Origin of the sequence: Rhodococcus sp. 4CII (genome assembly GCF_014256275.1) — a bacterium.
Taxonomy (GTDB): domain Bacteria; phylum Actinomycetota; class Actinomycetes; order Mycobacteriales; family Mycobacteriaceae; genus Rhodococcus_F; species Rhodococcus_F wratislaviensis_A.
The window spans coordinates 6,897,078-6,918,409 of record NZ_JACCFE010000002.1; the positions used below are offsets into that span (position 1 = coordinate 6,897,078).

Sequence of the window (21,332 nt, forward strand, 5' to 3'; positions counted from 1 at the left end):
ATCCCGCCAGGCTGTGAATCTGCTGTCAATGTCGATCGGAGATCGGTCCCGTGGACACCGGCCTGCCGGGATCGTGACCCCCTCCATGGTTCGCAGCCGCCGCGCGATTCACGGAGCGGGTCACGAACCCATCCCGATCCGATATCGGAAGGCGCTGCGCAGCTGGATGATCCGCCCGCAGACCGATCTCGCGTGCGAGCGCCCGTGAGCTACTGTCGGAGCATCGGATAATGTTTGGGTGACGAGTTCGCGACGGCAGCGGTCCTACCGGGGCGCGTATGCCGGCGCGCCGGGTACCACAGTTTCGGGACCCGTTCGATCCAGTACGGCGGTGAGATGGACTTCCACACGGTTCGGCGCCGCGGCGCGCCCAGTCACCGCATGGCACCGCACCCGCGCGCGGGTCGAGGCTGGCGGATCGTCGTGTCCGCGACGGCGCTGATGGTCCTGGTGAGTACGGGTTTCGGCTGGTACCAGTTGCGGGCCTTCACCGATGGACTCACCACATCGGACGCGCTCGGCGACGGGCCCAGGTCGCAGGACGGGGCCACGAACGTCCTGCTGATCGGCCTCGACTCGCGCAAGGACCAGCAGGGAAACGACCTACCGCAGGCCATCCTCGACCAACTGCACGCCGGCGACGGCGAGGAGGGCGGGTACAACACCAACACGCTGATCCTGCTCCACGTGCCTGACGACGGCAGCAAGATCACCGCATTCTCGATTCCTCGAGACGACTACGTCCCCGTCAAGGGCATCCCCGACAACGATCACGTGAAGATCAAGGAAGCCTACGGCCTCGAGAAGTACTACACAGAGCAACGATTGACCGCGACAGGGGTGACCGACAAGCAGACCCTCGAAACGAAGGGCCGCGAGGCCGGCCGCGCGGAAACGTTGCAGACGGTCCGCGACTTCCTCGGTGTGCCCATCGACCGTTTCGCCGAAATCAACCTCGCCGGCTTCTACGATGTGGCGCAGGCGCTCGGCGGGGTCGACGTCTGCCTCAACCATCCCGTCGATGACGACTACTCGGGTGCCAGTTTCCCGGCCGGACCGCAATCACTCAACGCCTCCCAAGCGCTCGCGTTCGTCAGGCAGCGGCACGGCCTCGACAACGGAGACCTCGACCGCACGCACCGGCAGCAGGCATTCCTGGTGTCGGCGATGCACAAGCTGCAATCGGCGGGGACCTTCGTCAACCCGGGAAAACTGCAAAACCTGCTCGACGTCGCCAAGCAGGACGTCGTCCTGTCGTCGGGGTGGGACATCGGAAGCTATGCCCAGCAGCTGGGAAAGGTCGCCGGCAGCACCACCGAGTTCCAGACCCTGCCCGTCGTCCGGTACGACACTATCGACGGCCAGGATGTGAACATCGTCGACATACCTGCAATCCGAGCACAGGTGCGTGCCGCGTTCGGAGTGCCCGAACCGACAACGACCAGTCCAGCGAAACCACCGACCAGCACTGTCGACGTGGTCAATGCCGGCGAAACACCGGGTTTGGCCACCGACGTGTCGAAGGCTCTGATCGCGGACGGCTTTGCGGCGGGCACAGTCGGTAATGCCACGTCCCGGGACGGCACGGATTCCTCGGTGACCTACGGTCCGGGCGCCGACGTCGACGCCCGCACCGCGTCGGCACTGCTCGGAGATCTAAATATCGCCCCCGATCGGACCCTTCCGTCCGGCCACATACGGATAGTTCTCGGGCGAACCTTCACGCCACCGGCGAGTTCGAACGCGTCGGCCAAGAATTTCGTGATGCAGTCCGGACCCTCGACACGAGCAGCGAGTCCCGGTACTGCCCGACCCACCGCGACCAGCACACCCGCAACGCCCACACCAGATCAGGGCTCACCTATCGACGGCGGCACGGTCCCGTGTGTCGACTGACCCCGGGAGCGGTCAGCGGTCACCGAGCAGACAGGGCGGTAATCCATCGCCATCGGCACCACGTCCATGTTCAGACCGGTCGATAGCTGCACCGCGCGCACCGCGGCACTCGTGCTGTCGGCCGCGGCGGAATCGTTCCCGCAGCAGGCCCAGCCCAGATGACGATTCCGAATATCCCGTCCCGGAGCGCCTCGGCGGTGACCGGCCTGGGAGGCACGATCCTCTGAGCGTGGCGGTGCGGGGACCGAATCGGAGAGTTGCCTGTCGAGAGGCCTCGACTTGTCCACAGCCGACCGAATCTCGAAACCGCGGAGTCGAGTGCCGACCACCTGAAGCGTCGTTTCCCGACGACGCTGCTAGCGGTTACGTGGCGTCCGTGTCGTATGGCGGAGCCTCACGCCCGCCGGACGGTGCTGTTGCCGGGTTGGATGCGGCCGCTTCGGGACCGGTCGATGGGAATACGGAATGGTGCGGGTCGGCGCTCTCGGGCAGGGCCGCGTCGCCACCGCGAAGGTGCTGAGCGATGACCGCCCGGGGTGTAAGGCCGCGCAATTGCTGCATATCCGTCAGCGGCCTGCGCAGCTCGTCGAATTCCGGGCCCAACTCCTCGGTGAGTAGCTGCTGGACGTTCGTCGCGTATTCGCGGGCACTGCGAATGACGCCGAAAAAGGTGTGAAGTGCGCCAGGCAGACGCTCGGGACCGAAGATCACCAACGCGGCAACAGCCAAGATCATCAGGTGGTCCCAGCCGAGATTATCGAACACCCGAATCAGTGTGACATGAATCGGCGGCGACCGGTGTGAGGCGATCCGCGGCACAGCTGGCGACCAGGTTCGGGCGGGACCATGCGCACGTGCGTTTCGCGGTCACACCGACGGCTCCGCACCGACACCGGTCGGCGCTGCCAGTTACGGTAGCCGCCGGGTGAGTACGAGGGCCGTTCCCGCCGCGAGGGCGGTGAACACCGATCCGAGGATGAGCCAGGGTCGGCTCGCGTCGCCGAGTTGGGTTTCGTACCCGATCTGTTCTTGCAGGCTCTGGTAGCTGCTTTGCAGTTCGTCGGCGCTGGTCGCGGAGAAGAAAGCGCCGCCGGACAGGTCCGCGATCTGCCGCAGCGAGGCGTCGTCGACCGGAACTGAAATCGGCTGACCCTGGATGTCCACCGTGCCGTGGGTGGTGCCGAAGGAGATCGTCGAGATGGAAACGTTCTTCTCTTTCGCCAGCCGCGCCGCGGTGAACGCGCCGCGGGGGTCGTCGAGGTTGGTGGGGACGGTCTGCTTGCCGTCCGATTCGAGAACGATCTGGGCGGGCGGTGGCTGATCGCTGCCGCCGAGCACCTCACTGAGCTGGTCGATCGCCTGCAGCGCGGTGAAGATCGCCTCACCGGTGGCGGTGCGCTCGGCAAGTTGGAGATGGTCGACGGCGTTCTTCGTCGCGTTGTGGTCGGTAACCGGGGACACCAGCATCGACGCGGTTCCGGCGAAGGACTCCAACCCGAGGTTGATGCCCGGGGTGAGGCTGTCCGCGAACGACTTCGCCCCGTCCTGCGCCGCCGCCAACCGCGACGGCTGAACATCGGTCGACCGCATCGACAGTGAAACGTCGATCACCAGGATCACCGTCGCCCGGTTGCGGGGGACCCGCTTGGCTGCGGTCGGTCCGGCCATCGCCACGGTCAGCATCACAAGCCCGACCAGAAGAAGTGCGGTCGGGACGTGTCGGGACAATTTCGGTCGAGTCGGGGCCACCTTCTCGAGCAGTGCGAGGTTGGTGAACCGGAGAACGTGAACGTGTCGCAGGCGCTGCACCCACAGATAGCCGGCCAGCAGGGCTACCACGGCGACGGCGAACAGCAGCCACCATGGCGCCGTGAATCCGGACAGGGTCACCGTAACCCCCGATACGCCACAGCGACGGTGCGTGGGCGTGCGGAGACGATGATGATCACGGCGGCATCGGGCACGTCATCACTGTACGGAGATGCGTGCGCCGTCCCGATGATCGCGGAGACTGCGGCACACGCCAGGGCGCAGACCCCAGAGGACCGGGTGTGGGTCCGCGCACGGCGCCAGGAACCTCATCGCGACATGGGCGCCCGCATACAGTCCCAGAAAGGCGGCGCCGTACTCGAGGGGCTGGACGGTCAGCGCAATCTGTTGACTCACCCCGACCAACACCAGCGCGACAACCGTGACCAGCGCCGCGAACACAGCAACCCCACTCGACCACGGGGCGGGTGAGTGACACTGAGGGTTCCTCGGCCTCGATACCGGCAACATTGCCCCGACCGCGGTGACCGATGCCGTCACCGAGCGCACCAAGGCCGCTCATGGCGCCGCCGTTGTGCTGTCGGAGCGGCACGGTCTCGCGCTGCTTCGGGATGCTGTCGCCAATCGCTATCACTCGCGGCGAGAGACAAACGCAGGGGTTCGAGCGCACGATGTTTCCGTGAGCACACCACGGACGCCACCGACACCGCCGGGGCCGGACGGGCCGAGAGGCGACGACGGCAACGGACAACAGGCACATCCGCACGGTGGGGTCCCGGCGTGGCGTCGGATGACTGTGGGTGAGTCGCGGTGGGCAGCGTCGGCCGCGGTGTTGGTGGCAATCGGCTTGCAGTTGGCGTTGCCGGATCGGCTGAACCTGTCGTTCCGGTTTCTGTTGCCCACGGCCGAGGCGGTCCTGTTGGTGACGTTGATCGCTTTCAATCCGGCGCGCATCGACCGGTTGTCGCGGCCGCTGCGCGCGACGAGTCTCGCGCTGATCAGTGTCGCAAGCTTGGCCAACGCCTACTCGGTGATCGTGTTGATCTACGATCTCGTGTCGGGCAACGGCAGCACCGATGCGGTCGGGCTGCTGACCACTGGTGGCGCCGTCTATGCGACGAATATCATTGTGTTCAGCCTCTGGTACTGGGACCTCGACAGGGGCGGTCCCGCTGCCCGTGCTCATGGACTCAACGAGTATCCGGATTTCCTGTTCCCGCAGATGAGTGCACCGACGATGACCCACCCGGATTGGGAACCTCGATTCGCCGACTACCTCTACGTCTCCTTTACCAACGCAACCGCATTCAGCCCGACCGACACGATGCCGCTGTCCCGGTGGGCCAAACTCGCCATGCTGGTGCAATCCGGTGTGGCGCTGGCCACCATTGCGCTAGTCCTCGCGCGCGCCGTCAACGTCTTGGGATGATCGTGTCCTTCACCCGACGCTGCCGGTGGTGCCTGAGCCCGGAGTGCATGTGACTTCCTTGGGCCACCGGAGACGTGTGAACGGATGGTGGCATCGAACGAACCGCTTGCATCCCGATCGCGCGGTGGGCTACGGCGCCCGGCGACGGGATTGTGAAGGCGGGAGCGAAGATCGTGCCCGGCTGTCCCGACGGAATCGAGCCCGAGAACGTGCACGAGACCGTCGGGTTCGATGTCCAGATGTTCTTCACCTACCAAGTGGCGGAACATTGCTCGTGGTGGCACCCGAATTCCTCACCGGGAAATGTCGGCGAATGATTGCCCGCACCTCGCGGGAGGCGTACTTCGGTGACCTCGACGTGTTCCTGTGCCCGGCGATGTTCATGCCGAGTGTGGCCGTGACGGAGACTCTCAGCGCGAGCTCAGCGACATGTCTCTACGGTCGGGGGTTGTGACCGAGACGACGAGATCCGCGGCTGCCACGACTGGGCGCACGATGCTGAGTAAGGTGCCCGAGATCACGGTGTGGTTCTGGGTCATCAAGATCCTGTGCACGACCGTGGGTGAGAGCTTCGCCGACTGGATCGACATGACTCTGGGTGTCGGTCTGAACACGACCGCCCTCATCTTCACGGTGATACTTGGCGCGGTGCTGGGATGGCAGCTTCGCCTGGACCGGTACGTGCCGATCGCCTACTGGCTGACGGTTGTTGTGCTCAGCGTGACCGGCACGCTCTACACGGACATTCTCACCGACGCTCTGGGTGTTCCGCTCGCGGTGAGCACGAGCATCTTCGCAGGGGCACTCGCCGTCGTTTTCGGCGTCTGGTACGCCCGGGAGCGGACATTGTCGATCCACAGCATCGTCACGATTGGTCGGGAGTTGTTCTATTGGCTCGCAGTGCTGGTCACCTTTGCGCTCGGCACGGCCGCGGGTGACTGGACCCTCGAGCTCACCGGCTGGGGGCCGGGAGTATCGGTGCTCCTGCCGGCCGGTCTGATCGTCTTGATCGTGTTCGGCTGGCGGCTGGGCGCGAACGCCGTGCTGTCGTTCTGGCTCGCCTACATCCTCACTCGTCCGCTGGGGGCGAACCTCGGCGATTGGCTGGCGTCCCCCTCGGCCGAACACGGCCTCGGGTGGGGTACCGCCCTGACCAGTGTGGTCTTCCTCGTCGCGATCCTCGCGACGGTCGGGTACCTCACCCTCACCCGCAGCGACGTCATCGAAGAGCACGAACGGACCCACACTCCGACCGTCACCACGACTGCGGCCCGCGAACGGATCATGCTCGGGTACTACGCCGCAGTCGCGGTCACCACCGGTGCAGTGCTCATCTGGGCGGCCGGGCAGCCACACGCGACCGTGGCGAGCGAGGAGGACGAATCCGGTACGCCGCCGGTGACCGCGACACTCGACCCGGGACAGGCGACCGCGCATTTCCCACCGGCACAGGTCGCGAAGTTCCGCACCATCGCCCAGGACACGCTCACCAAGGTGCAGGCCGGGCAGCAGGCTGACGCCAAGGCGCGGATCAAGGACCTCGAAACTGCGTGGGACGACGACGAGGCGACACTGCGCCCCGCCGACCAAACGGCGTGGAGCGTCCTCGACGGCCGAATCGACGCCGTCCTTCAGTCCGTGCGAGCAAGCAGACCCGATCCCGCCACCGAGACACAGAGACTCACCGCACTATTGACCGCACTCGAGTGAGCCGCCGCCGAAAGCATCCGCGTGGCGTGATGACTCTCGGGGATGCAGAACAGGTCTCGTGTGGTGCCCAGCCGCTCGCCTAGGTCGGCGAGTACGGTCACTGGCCGGACCGCTCGTGGTCCAGCGTGTCCTCATCCTCCCGATCACCCGGCCCGTCTACGAGGCCCTCGCCGAGACGGAGCTGTTGAGTGTGATATCCCATTTCGATCAGGTGCGGTCCACCGCAACTTGTATGTCCATCAGTCCATAGGCGGTGTGGCGGGCGACCGCCGGACAGAACACCATTGACACTGATGTCGGCCGACCCGACCCGACCCGGCGCGTCGGACGCGCGACGCGGCTCCGTGGATTCGGAACTCGCTAGGATCGTTATCTTGTGACCGTTTCTCGTACGCCAACCTTCTGGGATGAGCGTTGGCGGTGGGGCTCGGTCGTCGTCGTGACGGTAATCGCCGGCTTCGTTTTGGTCGTGCTCGCCGACAACCGCTTCTTCTACAGCGACGACACCGAGTCGGGTGCGGTCCCCAACTGGGTCCTGCTCGGCAACCTGATGCGCAACGGTCACCTCGTCCCCGGGCTCGTGCCCGGTGAGTGGATGGCCGGAAACTATCCGGTCGAGGGCCAGGGTGGGCTGTGGAATCCGCCGCAGGCCTTGATTAACCTGATCTCGCCTTCCGTCGACAACCTGATCCTTCTGGCGACGGTGGTCAAACTGGTGTTCTCCGTCATCCTGGCGCTCGGTGTATACCGGATCTGCCTCGAGTACGGGGCGCGGGCACCGTGGGCCGCGGTTGCGGGGGCGGCGTTCCCTTTCACCGGTTTCGTGCTCTTCTACGATCAGGCGACGTGGGTAACGGCGTTGACCGGGACTGCCTGGCTTACACACGCCTGGGCGAGTTCGGTGCGATACACGCGTGGGAGGTCCGGTCCCGTACCCGTGTTCGTCTTCCTGTTTCTGACGATCACGGTCGGCTATATCTACCCAGGCCTCGAGTCCGCGGTCATGATCGCGTGCGTGATGCTCGGCGAGGGTATCTATCAACGACGCTGGAGACCGCCGCTGCGGCTGGCGATGGCCGCCGGATGCGCGGCCGCGGCCGGGGCGATCACCTACCTGCCCGGCGTTCTCTCCTCGTCGGTGACCTGGCGCGGCGGCACCAGCATCGTCAACGACAATGTGTTCACCGCCCCGTGGTCGGAATCGCTCAACGCCAGTCTGCCCTCGACGCTGCCCGTCCTGCCATGGGGTGAGACGATTCAGCCGTACCCGTCGACGTATATCGCCTGGTTCCTGATCCCGGCGTTGGCGTTCGTCAATTGGGGGGCCGTCCGGTCGTCCCTGCGGGAAATCTCTGCGGTGCCGGTCTTCTTGATCGTCGCCCTGCTGTGGAGCGCGGGTCCCGGGGTGATGGGTCCTCTGCGTTGGCCTGCCCGGGTGCTGCCGATGGTGGCGCTCGGCGCGTTGATCCTGCTGTGCGTGCTGCTCAGCAGGCACGGCACCACCAGCGACCTGCGAGGTCGATCCACGGCGGCGGCGGTCCTGGTGGTCGTGATGGTGGTCCGGGCGGCGTCGTCGCAGCCAGCGGTCACCAAGCGTCATGTGGCGTGGGCGGTGGCGATCCTCGTGGTCGGTGCGCTCGCGTTGTGGGTGGTCCGCCGGTTCGGGACCGCCGCGGTATGCGGCCTGCTGATGGTTTCGGTTTTGCCGGTCTTGTTCATCCAGGTTTTGATGGCGAGCCCGCATCCGCTGTCGTGGAACCTCCCCGGCAGCCGGGCGCAGGCGCAGGCCGCGTTTCCCGAGTGGGCGGGCTCGACCCTCCAGCTCGGTGACCGCACTCTGGTGAAGAAGGAGGAGGAAACCCTCGACGGCGCCTACAAGGCGCTGGTCTTCGGCAATTACGCGAAAGACCTCGAGCTCGACTACGTCAACGCCTACACGCCGGTCGGCTATGCGGCCTTCTCGTCCCTACTGTGCATGCGCTGGGACGGGTCCACCTGCCCTGAAGCGATGCGGTGGCTCTTCACTGCGGAACCGACGACCGGAAAAACCCTCGCCGACCTGATGAAACTCGATCGGGTTGTGCTCCAGCGCGCACAGTACCCCGACATTCGGCAGTCGGCTGCGCCGTCCGGGTGGACGTGGGTGGACTACCCGCAGGTCCAGGACCAGGTCTTCGTCCTCGAACGGGTCGGCGGACCCATCTCGGGTGTGAACGGGCGGATCGCACACACCGACGGGGTGACCGCCGAGTCGGTGTCCGAGACCAATGAAACCAGCACCCTGCGGGTCAGCTCCGACACGGGAGGCAAGGTGGTATTCGCGCGACTGGCCTGGCCGGGGTACCGGGCAACACTGGGCGGCGAACCTGTCGACTTCACCACGGTGGACGGCACCTTCGTCGCGGTCGACGTGCCCGCCGGCACCACGGATACCGAGCTCGTAGTCGGCTGGGAGGCACCCGGACACCTGATCGGAGCCGCCACCGCCGCCGCCGGGCTGCTGGGTATCGCCGCGCTGCAATGGCTGTTCGTGCGGAACCGCCGTCGTGAACAGCATGAACAGGAGAAAGCTACGCCCGAGATGGTTCACTCCTGACAGCAGGCGCCACCGCCGGGTCGGTCAGCCCCGTGCGCGAAAGCTGGTGACGCCGAGGACGACCCGGTCAATCTGCGAGTCCGTGATGCCCGCCCACAGCGGCAATCGGATCAACCTGGCCGAGAAGTCGGCGGTGCGCGTACACGGAGAGTGAACCCGCCCGAACTTCAGCCCCGCAGGGCTGGAGTCGAGCGGCACGTAGTGGAACGGCGCCGAGATTCCTCGTGCTCGGAGATGTTCGATGAGGTCGTCGCGGTCCTGCGGCGTCGGCGCCAGGAGGTAGAACAGGTGCGCGGTGTGCTCGCGTTCGACCGGAGTCGACATGAGTTGGACGCGGTTCGCCGACGCCCATTCCGGAAGCGCCCGTGCGTACCCATCCCACACGCGCTGTCTGGCCGCCTGAATGGTGTCGAACTCGTCGAGCTGCGAATCGAGAACGGCGGCGTTCAACTCGCTGGGTAGATAGCTCGAACCGATCTCCTGCCACACGTATTTGTCGACCTGCCCGCGCAGGAACCGGGCACGATCGGTGCCCTTTTCGCGGATCATCTCTGCGCGTTCGAGCAACACCGCGTCGCTGATGAGAAGTGCGCCGCCCTCACCGCAATGGATGTTCTTGGTGTCGTGAAAGCTCAGCGTCCCCAGTGTCCCTAGAGTTCCGAGCTGTCTGTCCCGCCAGCGGGCACCGAGTCCGTGTGCGTTGTCTTCGACCAGCGACAGGCCGTGCTCCGCGGACATGGCCAGCAGTGCGTCCATGTCGGCGGCAACCCCGCCGTAATGCATAACGTAGATCGCCTTCGTTCGTGGCGTGATCGCGGCGGCGACCTCCGCCGGGTCGATGTTTCCGGTGGTGGGATCGATGTCGACGAACACGCAGGTCGCGCCGCGCAACGCCACAGAGGTGGCCGCCGAGGGGAAGGTGAAGCTCGGCAAGATGACCTCGTCGGTCGGACCGAGTTCGAGGAGCAGGCCTGCCATTTCGAGCGCATGAGTGCATGAGGTGGTCACCAGTACGTGTGCCGCGCCGGTGATCGCCGTAAGTTTGGCGGTGGCCGACGCGGTGAAGGGTCCGTCACCGTGCGTGTGATCGGAATGCAGCACGGCGGTGAGGTTCGTCAGTTCGGACGCGGATCGGTATGGCCTGCTGAACGGAATGCGTGGCTCGATCACGGCGCATCCTCCGAATGCTCTGTCCCACGGGAAACCGGATCGTGTGAATCCGATGAGTGCGGCATGGAACGGGGCGAGGAGTGAGGCGGGTCGACCGTCAGGTAGAGGGGACGGCCGATCAACACGTGCAGCACCACGCCCAGATATTCGGCGATCATGCCGAGGGAAAACAAGATCGCACCCGAGCAGAGCAGCACGACCACCATCAGCGACGCCCATCCCTCCGGGTCCTCCTCGCCGCGCAAGGCTCCCACGGTCACCACGATCGCCAGCACCAACCCGAGCGTCGCGAGCAGCAGACCAAGCACACCGACGATCCGCAGTCCCCGGGTTCCGGTGGAGAGAACCATCTTCCAGAAGAGCGAGAACAGACTCCGGTAGGTGTACCCCGACTCAGCCCTGCCCTCCGACCGCAAGACGACCGGTGTGGTCGCGGTCCTCCCGATCACCCAGGACAGCGCTACGTCGAGGTAGACGCCGGAGGCGGTGATATCGGCCAGTTTGCGGCCGACATCACCGCGAATCAGCCGGTAACTTTGGAATTGTACCGACGTGGGGACAGCGAACAGCGATGCCAATGTCTTCTTGGCCGCCCTGGATGTGAGATTCCGCAGAAACGAGTGCGGTGGCGGGTTACTCGGCGCCGAGTAGACCAGATCCGCACGGCTGCGCAGCGCGGCGTCGAGGAACGCCGGAATGAACGCGGGGTCGTGCTGACCGTCCTCGTCCATCGTGACGATCCAGCGGCAGCTCGAGGCGGTCATCCCCGCGATAGTGGCTGCGTCCTGGCCATAGTTGCGGCTCAGCCACATCACTCGGAGGAAATCCTTCGTCAGCTCGAGCTCCAGAAGTGCACGATCGGACCGATCGGGGCCGTGATCGTGAACGAGCACCACCTCCGACACCACATAGGGGTGTCCGTCCGGTGTCGTGGACGCGGTGGTGGAGCGTTCGATCTCCGCAACCAGCTCCGCGATCGTGTTCTCGCCGCGATAGACCGGAATCACGACCGAGATCGTGTGCAGGGTGTCCACACCATTCGGATCAGCCATGACCGTGCTCCTGCACAGGTGGCCGAAGTCGCGAACGGAACAGGGAATAGAACATCCGCCGCTCGAGAGCCATCACCTCTGCACGTCGGTTCCCGAGCCACAGATCGGCTGTGCTGATCCGGTCGGGTACCTGCGCCTGGAACCACCTGTTGTACGCCTTGGACTGACTGGCCTGTTGGTTGACCAGCGCGACACTCCATTGGGTCGCCGTCACCCGGAAGCCGGCCAGGGTCTGATCGAGCGCCACCAGGTCGCCCTGGAGCAGCGGGTTGGAGTACGAAGTCATATCGATCAGATAGGGGAATCGGCCGTCCCAGCCGCCGGCCTGCTCGAGGGCGTCGCGGCGCAGCGTCACGCAGACCGGTTCGCCGAATACGTTGGTGCCCAGACGGATAGTGCGGCGGATCGCATCGACCCCGCAGACCACTCCGGCGAGTCCCTGCAGTCCGCGGCCACGAATGATCGGCACACCGTGCGCGTCGAGGATGTCGCGCCGCGAGGACACCGCGACCGCCGACGGGTGGGCATCGAGCGCCCGCACCTGCGCGGCCAGCATGCCCGGGTAGAGGACGTCGTCCCCGCACACCAGTTTGATGTACTCGCCGCTCGCCGCGTCGCTGACCCTGCGCCAGTTCTTCTGGGCGCCACCACCGGCCGTCGTCGTGTGCAATGACACCAACGGGTGATGCTCGAACTGCTGCAGTACGTCCATCGTGCGGTCGGTGGAGGAATGATCGGAGATGATCAATTCATAGTCGGCATAGTCCTGTTTGAGAATTGAGACGACAGTGTCCTCGATGACGGCGGCATTGTTGTACGCCGGGATCACCACGGACAATTTCGGCACCCGCCTACATCCGTCGCGGGCGTTCGATACCGGTCGACGTGCGGACGACGGCATCACTCACGGCCAGCCCCTTACCGTTCGGTCGAGGATCGAATTTGCGCCAGATTAGCACCGCGAATGCTGCGAATATCGATAATCTGCACAACGACACGGGCCGCATCTCGCCCCTACCCGCCCGAGACTGGAACACTCCCCACATGCGCGAGATCATTCTGGCCGAGAAGACTGGATGGCGGCCGCATAGGTGGGATCAAGGTGTACCAAGGATCACCCCGGCGAGGGAGACACTCGCGAGATGGTTCGGTGACGGCAGGCGACGAATGCAGACACACGGGGCGGGTGCTCTTCGGAGCGCATCATGACGGAGCCCGACACCCCGGAGCGTTCGCCGAAACCGCACGGCACATCGCGGACCCCCGGGCCCTTGCTCCGGATCGTCAAGCATCGCGGACTGGCGTTCCTGCTGGTCGGCGGGTTCAATACTGCGCTCGGTACGGCATGGTTCATCATCTGGCAGCTGACGCTGGGCGCGCGGCTCGGATACCACTTCTCCCTGGTTGCCGCCTACCTATGCAGCGTGCTGTGCGCTTTCGCGATGTACCGCTATCTCGTGTTTCGGGTGCGCGGCCACGTCCTGCGCGACCTGTCGCGGTTCGTGGTGGTCAACTTCAGTGCCTTCGCCCTGAACATCTCACTGATGACGGTTGCTGTGTCGCTGCTCGGGTTGTCGCCGATTCCCACACAGATCGCGATCACCGCCATGATTGCGACCGCCAGTTTCTTCGGGTACCGCGATTTCTCATTCCGCCGTTGGCACTGAACCGGAACGGTCGGGCCCGCCATGTGGTGGTGGCCCGCCCCCCGCGAGCGGGGCATCACCCTCCACACGAAGACCGTGCGGAGCACCCGATCGGCACGTACGGGCAAACCCGAACGTTGATCGGATGGAGGAAGTTGTCATTGATCTGGGCCCATGCGGCATCGTCTTCGAGGGACGGTTTCATCAAAGTGCGAGTGGTTGACGACGAACCGCGACTTGTGAGGACGGCGCTGGCGCTGTGGCCCCGAACTCGAAGGCATCATGGTCGTCACGGCGGCCGGGGGCACCGGGGGATCGTGGCGAGCCATCGAGGATGGCTTCGATGTAATCGTCCTCGATTCCGCCCGGGCTCAACGGGTTCGAACTGCTCGCGGGGTCTGCGCACACGAGATCTGGACGCCGTACCGATGCTCACCGCGAAGGACGCCGACTACGGCCAGGCCGACGCCATCGAGCTCGGTGCGGAGACAACCTGATCACACCGTTCTCTTTCCTCGTGCTCGCCGCACGGTTGTGCTCTTCTTCGCAGAAGCGCTCTCGCCCGGCCCGTCCTCACGGTGGACATGCGGCGCCGATGGCATCGAGACGGGTTCGCGGTGCGGTTACCGGCTCATGGCCGACTCGCCGTCCCTGAAAGGCCCACCCATCGGAACGATGACCATCACTTCGGTACCCCGTCCTCGTTACCGGCGATGTGACTGGATCCACGGTGTGCCGCAACAATTTCCGCGACAACAGCCAAACCCGGTCCGGAACCGCCCGTCGCTCGTCCCCGCGCGTGTTCGAGGCGCACGAACCGGTCGAATACTGGTCGGGATCGGGTTGGAACACGGACGGGGTAGGACAGGGGCGTGCCGCCGCTGCCGGTGCGCCCCGGAGTCCAGGCGGGTTGCAGCGCATCGGCGGGGGGCGGGTAGAACGGGCAATGCGTGGTGCGGTGACGTCGCCCCGCGTGAGAGGTCAGGGGTGAAAGGGCTCAGGTCCGGTTGCGTGTTCGACGGCGGATGTCGCGTGTAGAGCCAGTTCTCGTATCAGTTCACCAGGGGTGCGGCGCTCACGCAGCCACGACGAGGTTGACGCCACCGCCAATCGCCGCTCCGAGTCCGGGCCGCCGCCCGGACGAGTGGGCGGTGCTGATCGGCAGCGAAGTCCTCGAACGCGTGGTCCAGTCCTGGGCGGTGCTGGTGGAATTACCGCGGCCGTGCAGGTGACGTGGGGACTGGTCCTGCTCGACCGATGGGGACTGGTTCCCAGCCGGAACCGGGTACGAGAAACCGCGCGGCGTAAGACGGAGGTAGCCGGGGCGGGGTGAACGGCACGCACGCCTGGTTGTCGGGGAGATCACCGGCCGGGCTGTTCTCGGGGGAATTCGGGTTCGGTCCGGCCGAGGTCGATACGGTTTGCTGACCGGACGGGCCCCCGCCGGTCGGCGCGGTGTTGTCGGACTCTCCGCACGCGGTGACGACGACCACCGCTACCGCCACGCACCCCGCAGCGAAACCGACACGTCTGCGGATAACCTTCACGATGTCCTCCGAACAACCTGGAGTACTGGCGACCTCACCTCAGAGCGCGAGCACCTGCTTTCGCTAACCGGCGCCGCAGTTTACAGGCCTCCGCCGACGCCCGGGGTCGGTAGCGGTGTCGTTCGACGCGGCAAGATGCAACATCGGACCGCCGAGAACGGCACACTCCCGAACTCCGACGACACTGCGGAGTCCCCGTGCCTGCCCCACTCGACGAGAACACCCACCGAGAGGATCTAGACCGCAGTCTCCGGTGCCGATGCCTCTGCGCGAATCTCCGTCACCAATCAGGTGAGCAGGGTCGAGCGTGCCAGCCATAGTCCCAGTGTCCGGACCACGCGCTGTGAGAATGCTGAGAGGCTGCCGCGGCCGAGCATGGAAATCAACCGACCCCCGATGATGCGCGAGCGGAAGTAGGAAGCGAGCTCGCGCGGATGACGGACGTCCTCACCGGCGAACCGAGGCGACGGAGATACTCGCCCGATTGATCCATCACGCCGACATCGCACTCTCGCGCGGTGTTGTCGCCCTTGGTGGTCACCTACGAGATCACCGCCTATGCCTTGCGGCAACGCTGCGCCGGCAAACCTAGGCAACTGTTCCCCACCTCCGAGTGGAGGTGGGGAACAGCGGCCGCGGACGTGGAGTCCGGCTCGTCGGTGTCGTATCAGTGTGGCGCCATCAATGAAGATGTGGATGCACGATGCGGAAGGTCAGACGGTCTGGGTGGAGGATCCGGTAAACCACTGGATGGACTGGATGAGGGCGTCGAGCAGGCTGGTGGTGGGGGTCTTGACGACGAAGTGCAGGACGTCGAGCAACATGGAAATCTCCTTGATTTTCGTTGGGCCGGGATCGGCCCCGGGGATGGGGTGGGAGCCGACGCTCCTAGAGGGTGATCGGGGGTCCGTAGGCGGCGAAGGAGTCGTCGGTTTCCTTGGTGGAGGCGGTCCACTGCGAGTAGGTGCGCAGCGACACCGGGCCGCCGGCGCCGTTGATCTGGAAGTGGATGTTGTCGAGGTTGATGTTGCCGTTGCCGGTGGTCATCGTCTTCTTGTTGAGCGAGATGGCGACGATCTGGCCGGGCCGGATCGGGACCACCCAGTTGCCCTCGAGCGGGGTCTGCACGGACATGGACAGGGTGGGCAGGCCGCCGACCGGGAGGGCGAGGGACTGCTGCGGGGTGATGCCGACCTTGCCGCCGAGGGACAGGCCGTTGGAGACGTCGAGCATGTAGCCGACCTCCACCCCGACGTCGACGGTGCCGGCGGTGATCGGGGTGCCGCCGGAGGATTTGATCGCGGTGTTGCCGCCGAAGAAGACGTCCTTGTCGAACGGGGTGCCGTTGAGCGGGATCACGTCGTTGAGCCACTGGCCCGTCTGCGCGATCTCGAGGTTCGTGCCCAGCACCGTGGTCTTGGTGGCGGTGCTGTCGGCGATCGGGATCACCGCGGCGTTCGCGGTGCCGGTGCCGAGCCCGAGGGTCAGGGCGGCGAGGGAGAGGAGGGTGGCGGTCCGGGCGGGGGAAAGGATCCGGCGCAGCCGGGATGTGCTGTCCTGGTTCATGTCGTGTCTCTCGTGAGGACGGTCGCCCCGGTGCGATGACGCATCCGGGTGGAACTTGTCGGGGAGGGTGTGGCGTGGGCCAGGACCGGCGATTCGATCCCGGGACAGAGTCACCCTCATCGGTGAACACCCGACGAACGGGCAACGTCCACCGCCCGGCGACCCGGAATATAACAATCCGGAAACGGGCATCGAGAAGTGTTGCGTCACAAACTGTTTGGTTCATTCCGCCCGAATAGTCCCGAATGCCCGGAAACCGTGGCCGCTCTCAGTAAATTCTCAACGATCATCACGTATCGTCCGATTGCCATCTCTGTGGGTGCACGCCAAACCCCTTGTCCTGCAGTCCCCGAGGTGTGCCCGGCCTAATAGTCAACGGGTGCCGTCCGGGTTGCCGATCGTCACCGCGGCGGCCATGCTGTCCGGGTGTCTGCACTGACTTACCCCCAGTCGATCGTCCTCGGCGCCCTCCAGGGTGTGACGGAGCTGTTCCCGATCTCGAGTCTCGGCCACTCGGTCCTGCTGCCCGCCTGGTTGGGCGGATCCTGGGAGGCCCTGGTCACCGAGGGCGACTCCGACTCCGGTACCCCGTTCCTCGCCTTCATCGTCGCGCTGCACGTCGCGACGGCCGTCGCGCTGCTGATCTTCTACGCCCGGGACTGGGTGGCGATCATCGGCGCGTTCGTCACCACGGTGCGTACCCGACGAATCGAGACCTCCACCGAGCGACTGGCCTGGCTGATCATCGTGGCCACCATCCCGGTCGGGGTCCTGGGCCTGGTTCTCGAACACCCCCTGCGCACCCTGTTCGCCACACCGCTCGCTGCGGCAGTCTTTCTGACGATCAACGGGGTCGTCCTCGCGGCCGGCGAGGTCCTGCGACGGCGGGCCGCCACGGCGGTTGAGCCGGCCACTCTAGGGGGACAGGCACTGCCGGACCGGCCGCGCGAACGCCCCCTGGACGCCCTGAACTATCCGGAAGCGGCGGGCATCGGGGTGATCCAAAGCCTGGCGCTGCTGGCCGGAATCAGCCGCTCGGGCGTGACGATCGTCGGCGGCCTGCTCCGCGGACTCAGTCACGAGGACGCCGCCAAGTTCGCCTTCCTGCTGGCCACCCCGGTCATCCTCGCGGCCGGGGTTCTCAAACTGCCCACCCTCGCCGGCCCGCAAGGGGCGGGCATCCACGGACAGATTCTTGTCGGGGCACTCGTCGCGGGTGTCGCGGCGTTCCTGTCCGTGAAGTTTCTCACCCGTTACTTCGCGACGAAGACGTTGATCCCGTTCGCCGTCTACTGCCTGGTCGTCGGAGTCCTCTCGATCATCCGATTCGCCTGACCAACACGGGTGGTCCGTGCACGACGGTTGCCTGAATCCCCAACTCGAGAGTTTGTCGCAGGCCCTCAGGACATTCAGGTTTCATGCATAGCTGCGATGCACGAGTATTCCTCGACTCGGTACGTCCCGCGGCTCGTCGAGCGCACCACCACCATTCTCGACGACGCCGCCCGCTGATCGGGCCGGGCCGGCGGACCGCTGCGTCGGAGTCGGGGCGCCGGCGACGGCGACGATCGGCCATTGCGCGATTCCGGTCAGGGCGATCGCCACCAGGGTCAGCGCGGCCGCTGGTGTGGAGTGGCTGCCGCGGCGGGCGCCGGTGGTGGCCCCTTCGGCCGCGCCTTTGATCGTGCCGACGACACTGCCGATGACGGCGCCACTGATGGCGCCGAGGGTGGCGGTGGCGGTTTCGTCGATGTCGGTGGCCGCTCGGGCGGTGCTGTTGATGATTCCATGTGTGTCCCCACGCTTGTGTCGTCGGAACGACGTTTGTGAGTGTGAACGATCCGGACGTGCACAGGGGTACCCCGCCTCCGGGGCGGGGAATCTGCGCGGCCCAGTCACCGGTCTCGGTGCTCGGCCGCCGCGCCACTATCGTCAAGGCTGATCTGACACTGGGGTCGTCGCGTTCGACACTGGCCCGTCTGTCAGCGTCGGGCGCGGGTTTCCCACCCGCACGGTGCGGTGGCGACCCCCGTGCGCCCGGCGCGTCCCCGCTGGTGTTCGGTGACGACTCGTTCTCGCTTGGCGGGAGACGATCTTCGGCCGCCGATTGGTCACCGCGGCAACGCCAATCGCCTCATTCGTCGGCGCGCATGATCGGCCGCAGCCGTTCGGTCTTCTCCGGTGTCCATCCGGGTGGTTGGAGGACGGCGGCCCAGCCGTTGGCGACGTCGTCGACGTAGCGGTGGCCGTGCCCGTCGGGGACGTCGATCGCCACGGCCATGTCGGCCGAGACCTGTAGAAACGTGACGACGGGAATCCATTGCATGTCGTCGGGGACGTCGTAGCCGCGCGGTTCACGTAGCCAGTCCGGCTTGGTGAACAGCAGAGCGGGATTCCACCAGGCGATCGGGTCGGAGGCGTGTTGTAGGTACACCACGCGCGGAGTTGCCCACAGGTCGCCGGGCCGTCCCAGGTCGTCTGGGCGGGCAACGAACCGAAGGTTGTCGCCCTGCTGATAGATCGGCAGCCATTGCGGTGAGCCGTCATCACGGTGGGTGGTGACGTCCTCCCACATGGTGTTGTTGAACGTCGGACCACTGAACAGGGCGCCGTCGGTGCGGGCCTCGATGTTGTTGGGTGACAGGAACGGCGCCTCGCCGCCGAACGATCCGAGGCTTTCGCCGAACACTACGAGCTTGGGTCGCTGGCCCTCCGGCAGCGCCTGGACCCGGCGGTCGACCGCCTCGAACAGCGCCTGCCCGGCCTGACGCGCGTTTTGCTTGTCCACCAGAAACGACAGCCAGCTGGGCAGGAACGAGTACTGCATGCTGACGATCGCGGTCTCGCCGTTGAACATGTACTCGACCGCATCGGCCTCTGCCTCGTTGATCCAGCCCGTGCCGGTCGTGGTAGCGACCGCTACCACCTTGCGCTGCAGCCCACCGGTGCGCTCGAGTTCGCGCGCGGCCAGCTCGGCGGTGGCCTGGATCCCGTCGGCCGAGTTCAAGCCGGCGTAGGCCCGGATCGGCTCGACCGCGGGCGCGCCGTTGAATTCCGTCAGCTGCGCTGTGGTCGGCCCCCCGTCGACGAAGATGCGGCCCTGGTGCCCCAGTGAGTCCCACGACACCAACGAGTCGGGGCCGCCCGAGCGCTGCGGCGACGCCGGCGGCGGGGTGTCCGGGCTCTGCTCGTTGTTGACCGCCTCGAAGGTCGCATTGAGCGTGTGCATCGCGAACCGCACCACCACGCCGTTGAGGAGCGCGATGCCCAGCCCCGCCACGAGCAGCACCGCAATTACCGCCGAAACCCGAGGCGGAGCAACACGATTGAGTTGCCGGACCAGGAATCGGATCAGCTTGCCGATGAGCTGGCCTATCTCGACCAGAACGAACAACACCACAAGCGCGAGCACCGGTGTCAGCAAGTAGTCGTACCTGCTCAGCCGCGGCACACCCATCAGGTCGCGCACGTGGTCCTGCCACACGTGGAACCAGACGATCATCGCGATCGTGCCCACCGCACCGACCACGATCAGCACGATCCACGCCACCCGCCGCGCGGGCGGGCTGGCATTCTTCGAGGCCATGTAGCGCACCAGCCACACCGCGAACACCCCGATCGCGTAGCCGATGGCGCCCGCCGCTCCACTGACCAATCCCTGGAACAGCGGCCCACGTGGAAGCAGCGACGGGGTCATCGACAACCACAAAAACACCAGCCCGACAGCCGTTCCGGTGAACGTATAGTGGCGCTTCCACCAGTCCCTTTCGGCCGCCGGTTTCGCGGCCTCCGCGGTGTGGGGCTCGGGAGCCGATTCCTGCGTCGTATCCGATTCACTCATCTCGAGCACGTCTTTCGCTCACGCCTGCGCCGCACGGCCCCTGGATGACCGGCAGCACCGTCGCGCGGGGCTTCGACGTTGCGACCGTTCCGGTCGGCGTGAATGGGTAAGCGTGATGCCGCGTCTTCGCCGCAATCGGGGTAGGCGTCGATCGCGACCCGATCGCGGGCACGGGCATACCCGCGGGCCGGCGCATGTCCGCACGCGCCGTCCCGTATCGACGAGCAGTTGTAGGTGCATTGCCTCCACCGTTGCCGAGCCCGCCCGGTCGCGAAGTCGACGCACGTAGTATAGCGATGGTTCGCCCAGTTCAGCCGTGGATTCGCTGGTCCTCACGGTCACACCCTCCCCGATGGTCCGCCCGGAAGGCGTTCGGCGCACCGGGGCGACCGTCCTCACGAGAGACACGACATGACACATCCCGGCTGCGCCGGATCCTTTCCCCCGCCCGGACCGCCACCCTCCTCTCCCTCGCCGCCCTGACCCTCGGGCTCGGCACCGGCACCGCGAACGCCGCGGTGATCCCGATCGCCGACAGCACCGCCACCAAGACCACGGTGCTGGGCACGAACCTCGAGATCGCGCAGACGGGCCAGTGGCTCAACGACGTGATCCCGCTCAACGGCACCCCGTTCGACAAGGACGTCTTCTTCGGCGGCAACACCGCGATCAAATCCTCCGGCGGCACCCCGATCACCGCCGGCACCGTCGACGTCGGGGTGGAGGTCGGCTACATGCTCGACGTCTCCAACGGCCTGTCCCTCGGCGGCAAGGTCGGCATCACCCCGCAGCAGTCCCTCGCCCTCCCGGTCGGCGGCCTGCCCACCCTGTCCATGTCCGTGCAGACCCCGCTCGAGGGCAACTGGGTGGTCCCGATCCGGCCCGGCCAGATCGTCGCCATCTCGCTCAACAAGAAGACGATGACCACCGGAAACGGCAACATCAACCTCGACAACATCCACTTCCAGATCAACGGCGCCGGCGGCCCGGTGTCGCTGCGCACCTACTCGCAGTGGACCGCCTCCACCAAGGAAACCGACGACTCCTTCGCCGCCTACGGACCCCCGATCACCCTCTAGGAGCGTCGGCTCCCACCCCACCCCGGGGCC

General features: G+C 66.0%; 16 protein-coding genes. 7 read left to right on the top strand and 9 right to left on the bottom strand.

Annotated features, from left to right (window positions below):
• The first annotated feature begins 381 nt into the window (after nucleotides 1-381).
• Entirely contained in the window at nucleotides 382-1,896 is a 1,515-nt protein-coding gene (locus H0B43_RS32670; RefSeq protein ID WP_185724164.1) for an LCP family protein, read from the top strand.
• Between the two features lie 363 nt (nucleotides 1,897-2,259).
• On the opposite strand, the gene tatB is transcribed toward H0B43_RS32670, so the two are convergent.
• The 3 genes from tatB to H0B43_RS32685 all read right to left on the bottom strand — a co-directional run bounded on the left by tatB (nucleotide 2,260) and on the right by H0B43_RS32685 (nucleotide 4,062).
• Nucleotides 2,260-2,661: a Sec-independent protein translocase protein TatB gene (tatB, locus tag H0B43_RS32675; RefSeq protein WP_185724163.1), complete on the bottom strand. Its 402-nt coding sequence runs from the start codon at nucleotides 2,659-2,661 to the stop codon at nucleotides 2,260-2,262.
• 144 nt (nucleotides 2,662-2,805) lie between these two features.
• Entirely contained in the window at nucleotides 2,806-3,786 is a 981-nt protein-coding gene (locus H0B43_RS32680) for a VWA domain-containing protein (RefSeq protein WP_185724162.1), read from the bottom strand.
• A gap of 78 nt (nucleotides 3,787-3,864) precedes the next feature.
• Entirely contained in the window at nucleotides 3,865-4,062 is a 198-nt protein-coding gene (locus tag H0B43_RS32685; RefSeq protein WP_185724161.1) for a hypothetical protein, read from the bottom strand.
• Between the two features lie 127 nt (nucleotides 4,063-4,189).
• Here H0B43_RS32685 and H0B43_RS32690 point away from each other — a divergent pair, with 127 nt between their 5' ends.
• From H0B43_RS32690 to H0B43_RS32700, 3 genes are all read left to right on the top strand, one after another.
• The gene (locus H0B43_RS32690; protein WP_252189673.1) at nucleotides 4,190-5,095 is read left to right on the top strand and encodes a hypothetical protein; all 906 of its coding nucleotides are present in this window, start codon (nucleotides 4,190-4,192) and stop codon (nucleotides 5,093-5,095) included.
• Between the two features lie 450 nt (nucleotides 5,096-5,545).
• Nucleotides 5,546-6,805: a hypothetical protein gene (locus tag H0B43_RS32695; RefSeq protein WP_397517432.1), complete on the top strand. Its 1,260-nt coding sequence runs from the start codon at nucleotides 5,546-5,548 to the stop codon at nucleotides 6,803-6,805.
• A 376-nt stretch (nucleotides 6,806-7,181) separates the two neighbouring features.
• Nucleotides 7,182-9,401 (top strand): hypothetical protein, encoded by a 2,220-nt coding sequence (locus H0B43_RS32700; RefSeq protein WP_185724159.1) that lies wholly within the window; start codon nucleotides 7,182-7,184, stop codon nucleotides 9,399-9,401.
• 24 nt (nucleotides 9,402-9,425) lie between these two features.
• Here H0B43_RS32700 and rffA read toward each other — a convergent pair whose 3' ends face one another.
• The 3 genes from rffA to H0B43_RS32715 are packed head-to-tail and all read right to left on the bottom strand — an operon-like array spanning nucleotide 9,426 to nucleotide 12,524.
• The gene (gene rffA / locus H0B43_RS32705) at nucleotides 9,426-10,568 is read right to left on the bottom strand and encodes a dTDP-4-amino-4,6-dideoxygalactose transaminase (RefSeq protein ID WP_397517504.1); all 1,143 of its coding nucleotides are present in this window, start codon (nucleotides 10,566-10,568) and stop codon (nucleotides 9,426-9,428) included.
• The gene (locus H0B43_RS32710) at nucleotides 10,568-11,623 is read right to left on the bottom strand and encodes a glycosyltransferase (RefSeq protein ID WP_185724157.1); all 1,056 of its coding nucleotides are present in this window, start codon (nucleotides 11,621-11,623) and stop codon (nucleotides 10,568-10,570) included. The genes rffA and H0B43_RS32710 overlap by 1 nt, the downstream gene beginning before the upstream one ends.
• A complete protein-coding gene (locus H0B43_RS32715; RefSeq protein ID WP_185724156.1) occupies nucleotides 11,616-12,524 on the bottom strand; it encodes a glycosyltransferase family A protein in 909 nt (302 codons plus the stop codon). The genes H0B43_RS32710 and H0B43_RS32715 overlap by 8 nt, the downstream gene beginning before the upstream one ends.
• A gap of 304 nt (nucleotides 12,525-12,828) precedes the next feature.
• On the opposite strand from H0B43_RS32715, the gene H0B43_RS32720 reads away from it, so the two are divergent.
• Nucleotides 12,829-13,290: a GtrA family protein gene (locus H0B43_RS32720; RefSeq protein WP_185724155.1), complete on the top strand. Its 462-nt coding sequence runs from the start codon at nucleotides 12,829-12,831 to the stop codon at nucleotides 13,288-13,290.
• Nucleotides 13,291-15,704: 2,414 nt separating this feature from the next.
• On the opposite strand, the gene H0B43_RS32725 is transcribed toward H0B43_RS32720, so the two are convergent.
• The gene (locus H0B43_RS32725; protein WP_185724154.1) at nucleotides 15,705-16,382 is read right to left on the bottom strand and encodes an MspA family porin; all 678 of its coding nucleotides are present in this window, start codon (nucleotides 16,380-16,382) and stop codon (nucleotides 15,705-15,707) included.
• A 426-nt stretch (nucleotides 16,383-16,808) separates the two neighbouring features.
• Here H0B43_RS32725 and H0B43_RS32730 point away from each other — a divergent pair, with 426 nt between their 5' ends.
• Entirely contained in the window at nucleotides 16,809-17,717 is a 909-nt protein-coding gene (locus H0B43_RS32730; protein ID WP_185724153.1) for an undecaprenyl-diphosphate phosphatase, read from the top strand.
• Nucleotides 17,718-17,798: 81 nt separating this feature from the next.
• On the opposite strand, the gene H0B43_RS40960 is transcribed toward H0B43_RS32730, so the two are convergent.
• Nucleotides 17,799-18,281 carry a hypothetical protein gene (locus H0B43_RS40960; protein ID WP_213016518.1) on the bottom strand — a complete coding sequence of 161 codons (483 nt, stop codon included), beginning with the start codon at nucleotides 18,279-18,281 and terminating at the stop codon, nucleotides 17,799-17,801.
• Nucleotides 18,282-18,516: 235 nt separating this feature from the next.
• Nucleotides 18,517-20,223, bottom strand: coding sequence for an alpha/beta-hydrolase family protein (locus H0B43_RS32740; protein ID WP_185724152.1), 1,707 nt, complete (start codon nucleotides 20,221-20,223; stop codon nucleotides 18,517-18,519).
• 296 nt (nucleotides 20,224-20,519) lie between these two features.
• Here H0B43_RS32740 and H0B43_RS32745 point away from each other — a divergent pair, with 296 nt between their 5' ends.
• Nucleotides 20,520-21,302, top strand: a complete 783-nt coding sequence (locus tag H0B43_RS32745) for an MspA family porin (protein ID WP_185724151.1) — start codon at nucleotides 20,520-20,522, stop codon at nucleotides 21,300-21,302.
• The last annotated feature ends 30 nt before the right edge of the window (nucleotides 21,303-21,332 follow it).

Excerpts from the sequence above, each read along its gene's own strand:
- H0B43_RS32670 (WP_185724164.1), top strand. The coding sequence starts at position 382 with ATGGCACCGCACCCGCGCGCGGGTCGAGGCTGGCGGATCGTCGTGTCC.
- H0B43_RS32710 (WP_185724157.1), bottom strand. The coding sequence starts at position 11,623 with ATGGCTGATCCGAATGGTGTGGACACCCTGCACACGATCTCGGTCGTG.
- H0B43_RS32715 (WP_185724156.1), bottom strand. The coding sequence starts at position 12,524 with ATGCCGTCGTCCGCACGTCGACCGGTATCGAACGCCCGCGACGGATGT.
- H0B43_RS32720 (WP_185724155.1), top strand. The coding sequence starts at position 12,829 with ATGACGGAGCCCGACACCCCGGAGCGTTCGCCGAAACCGCACGGCACA.
- H0B43_RS32725 (WP_185724154.1), bottom strand. The coding sequence starts at position 16,382 with ATGAACCAGGACAGCACATCCCGGCTGCGCCGGATCCTTTCCCCCGCC.
- H0B43_RS32740 (WP_185724152.1), bottom strand. The coding sequence starts at position 20,223 with ATGAGTGAATCGGATACGACGCAGGAATCGGCTCCCGAGCCCCACACC.
- H0B43_RS32745 (WP_185724151.1), top strand. The coding sequence starts at position 20,520 with ATGGTTCGCCCAGTTCAGCCGTGGATTCGCTGGTCCTCACGGTCACAC.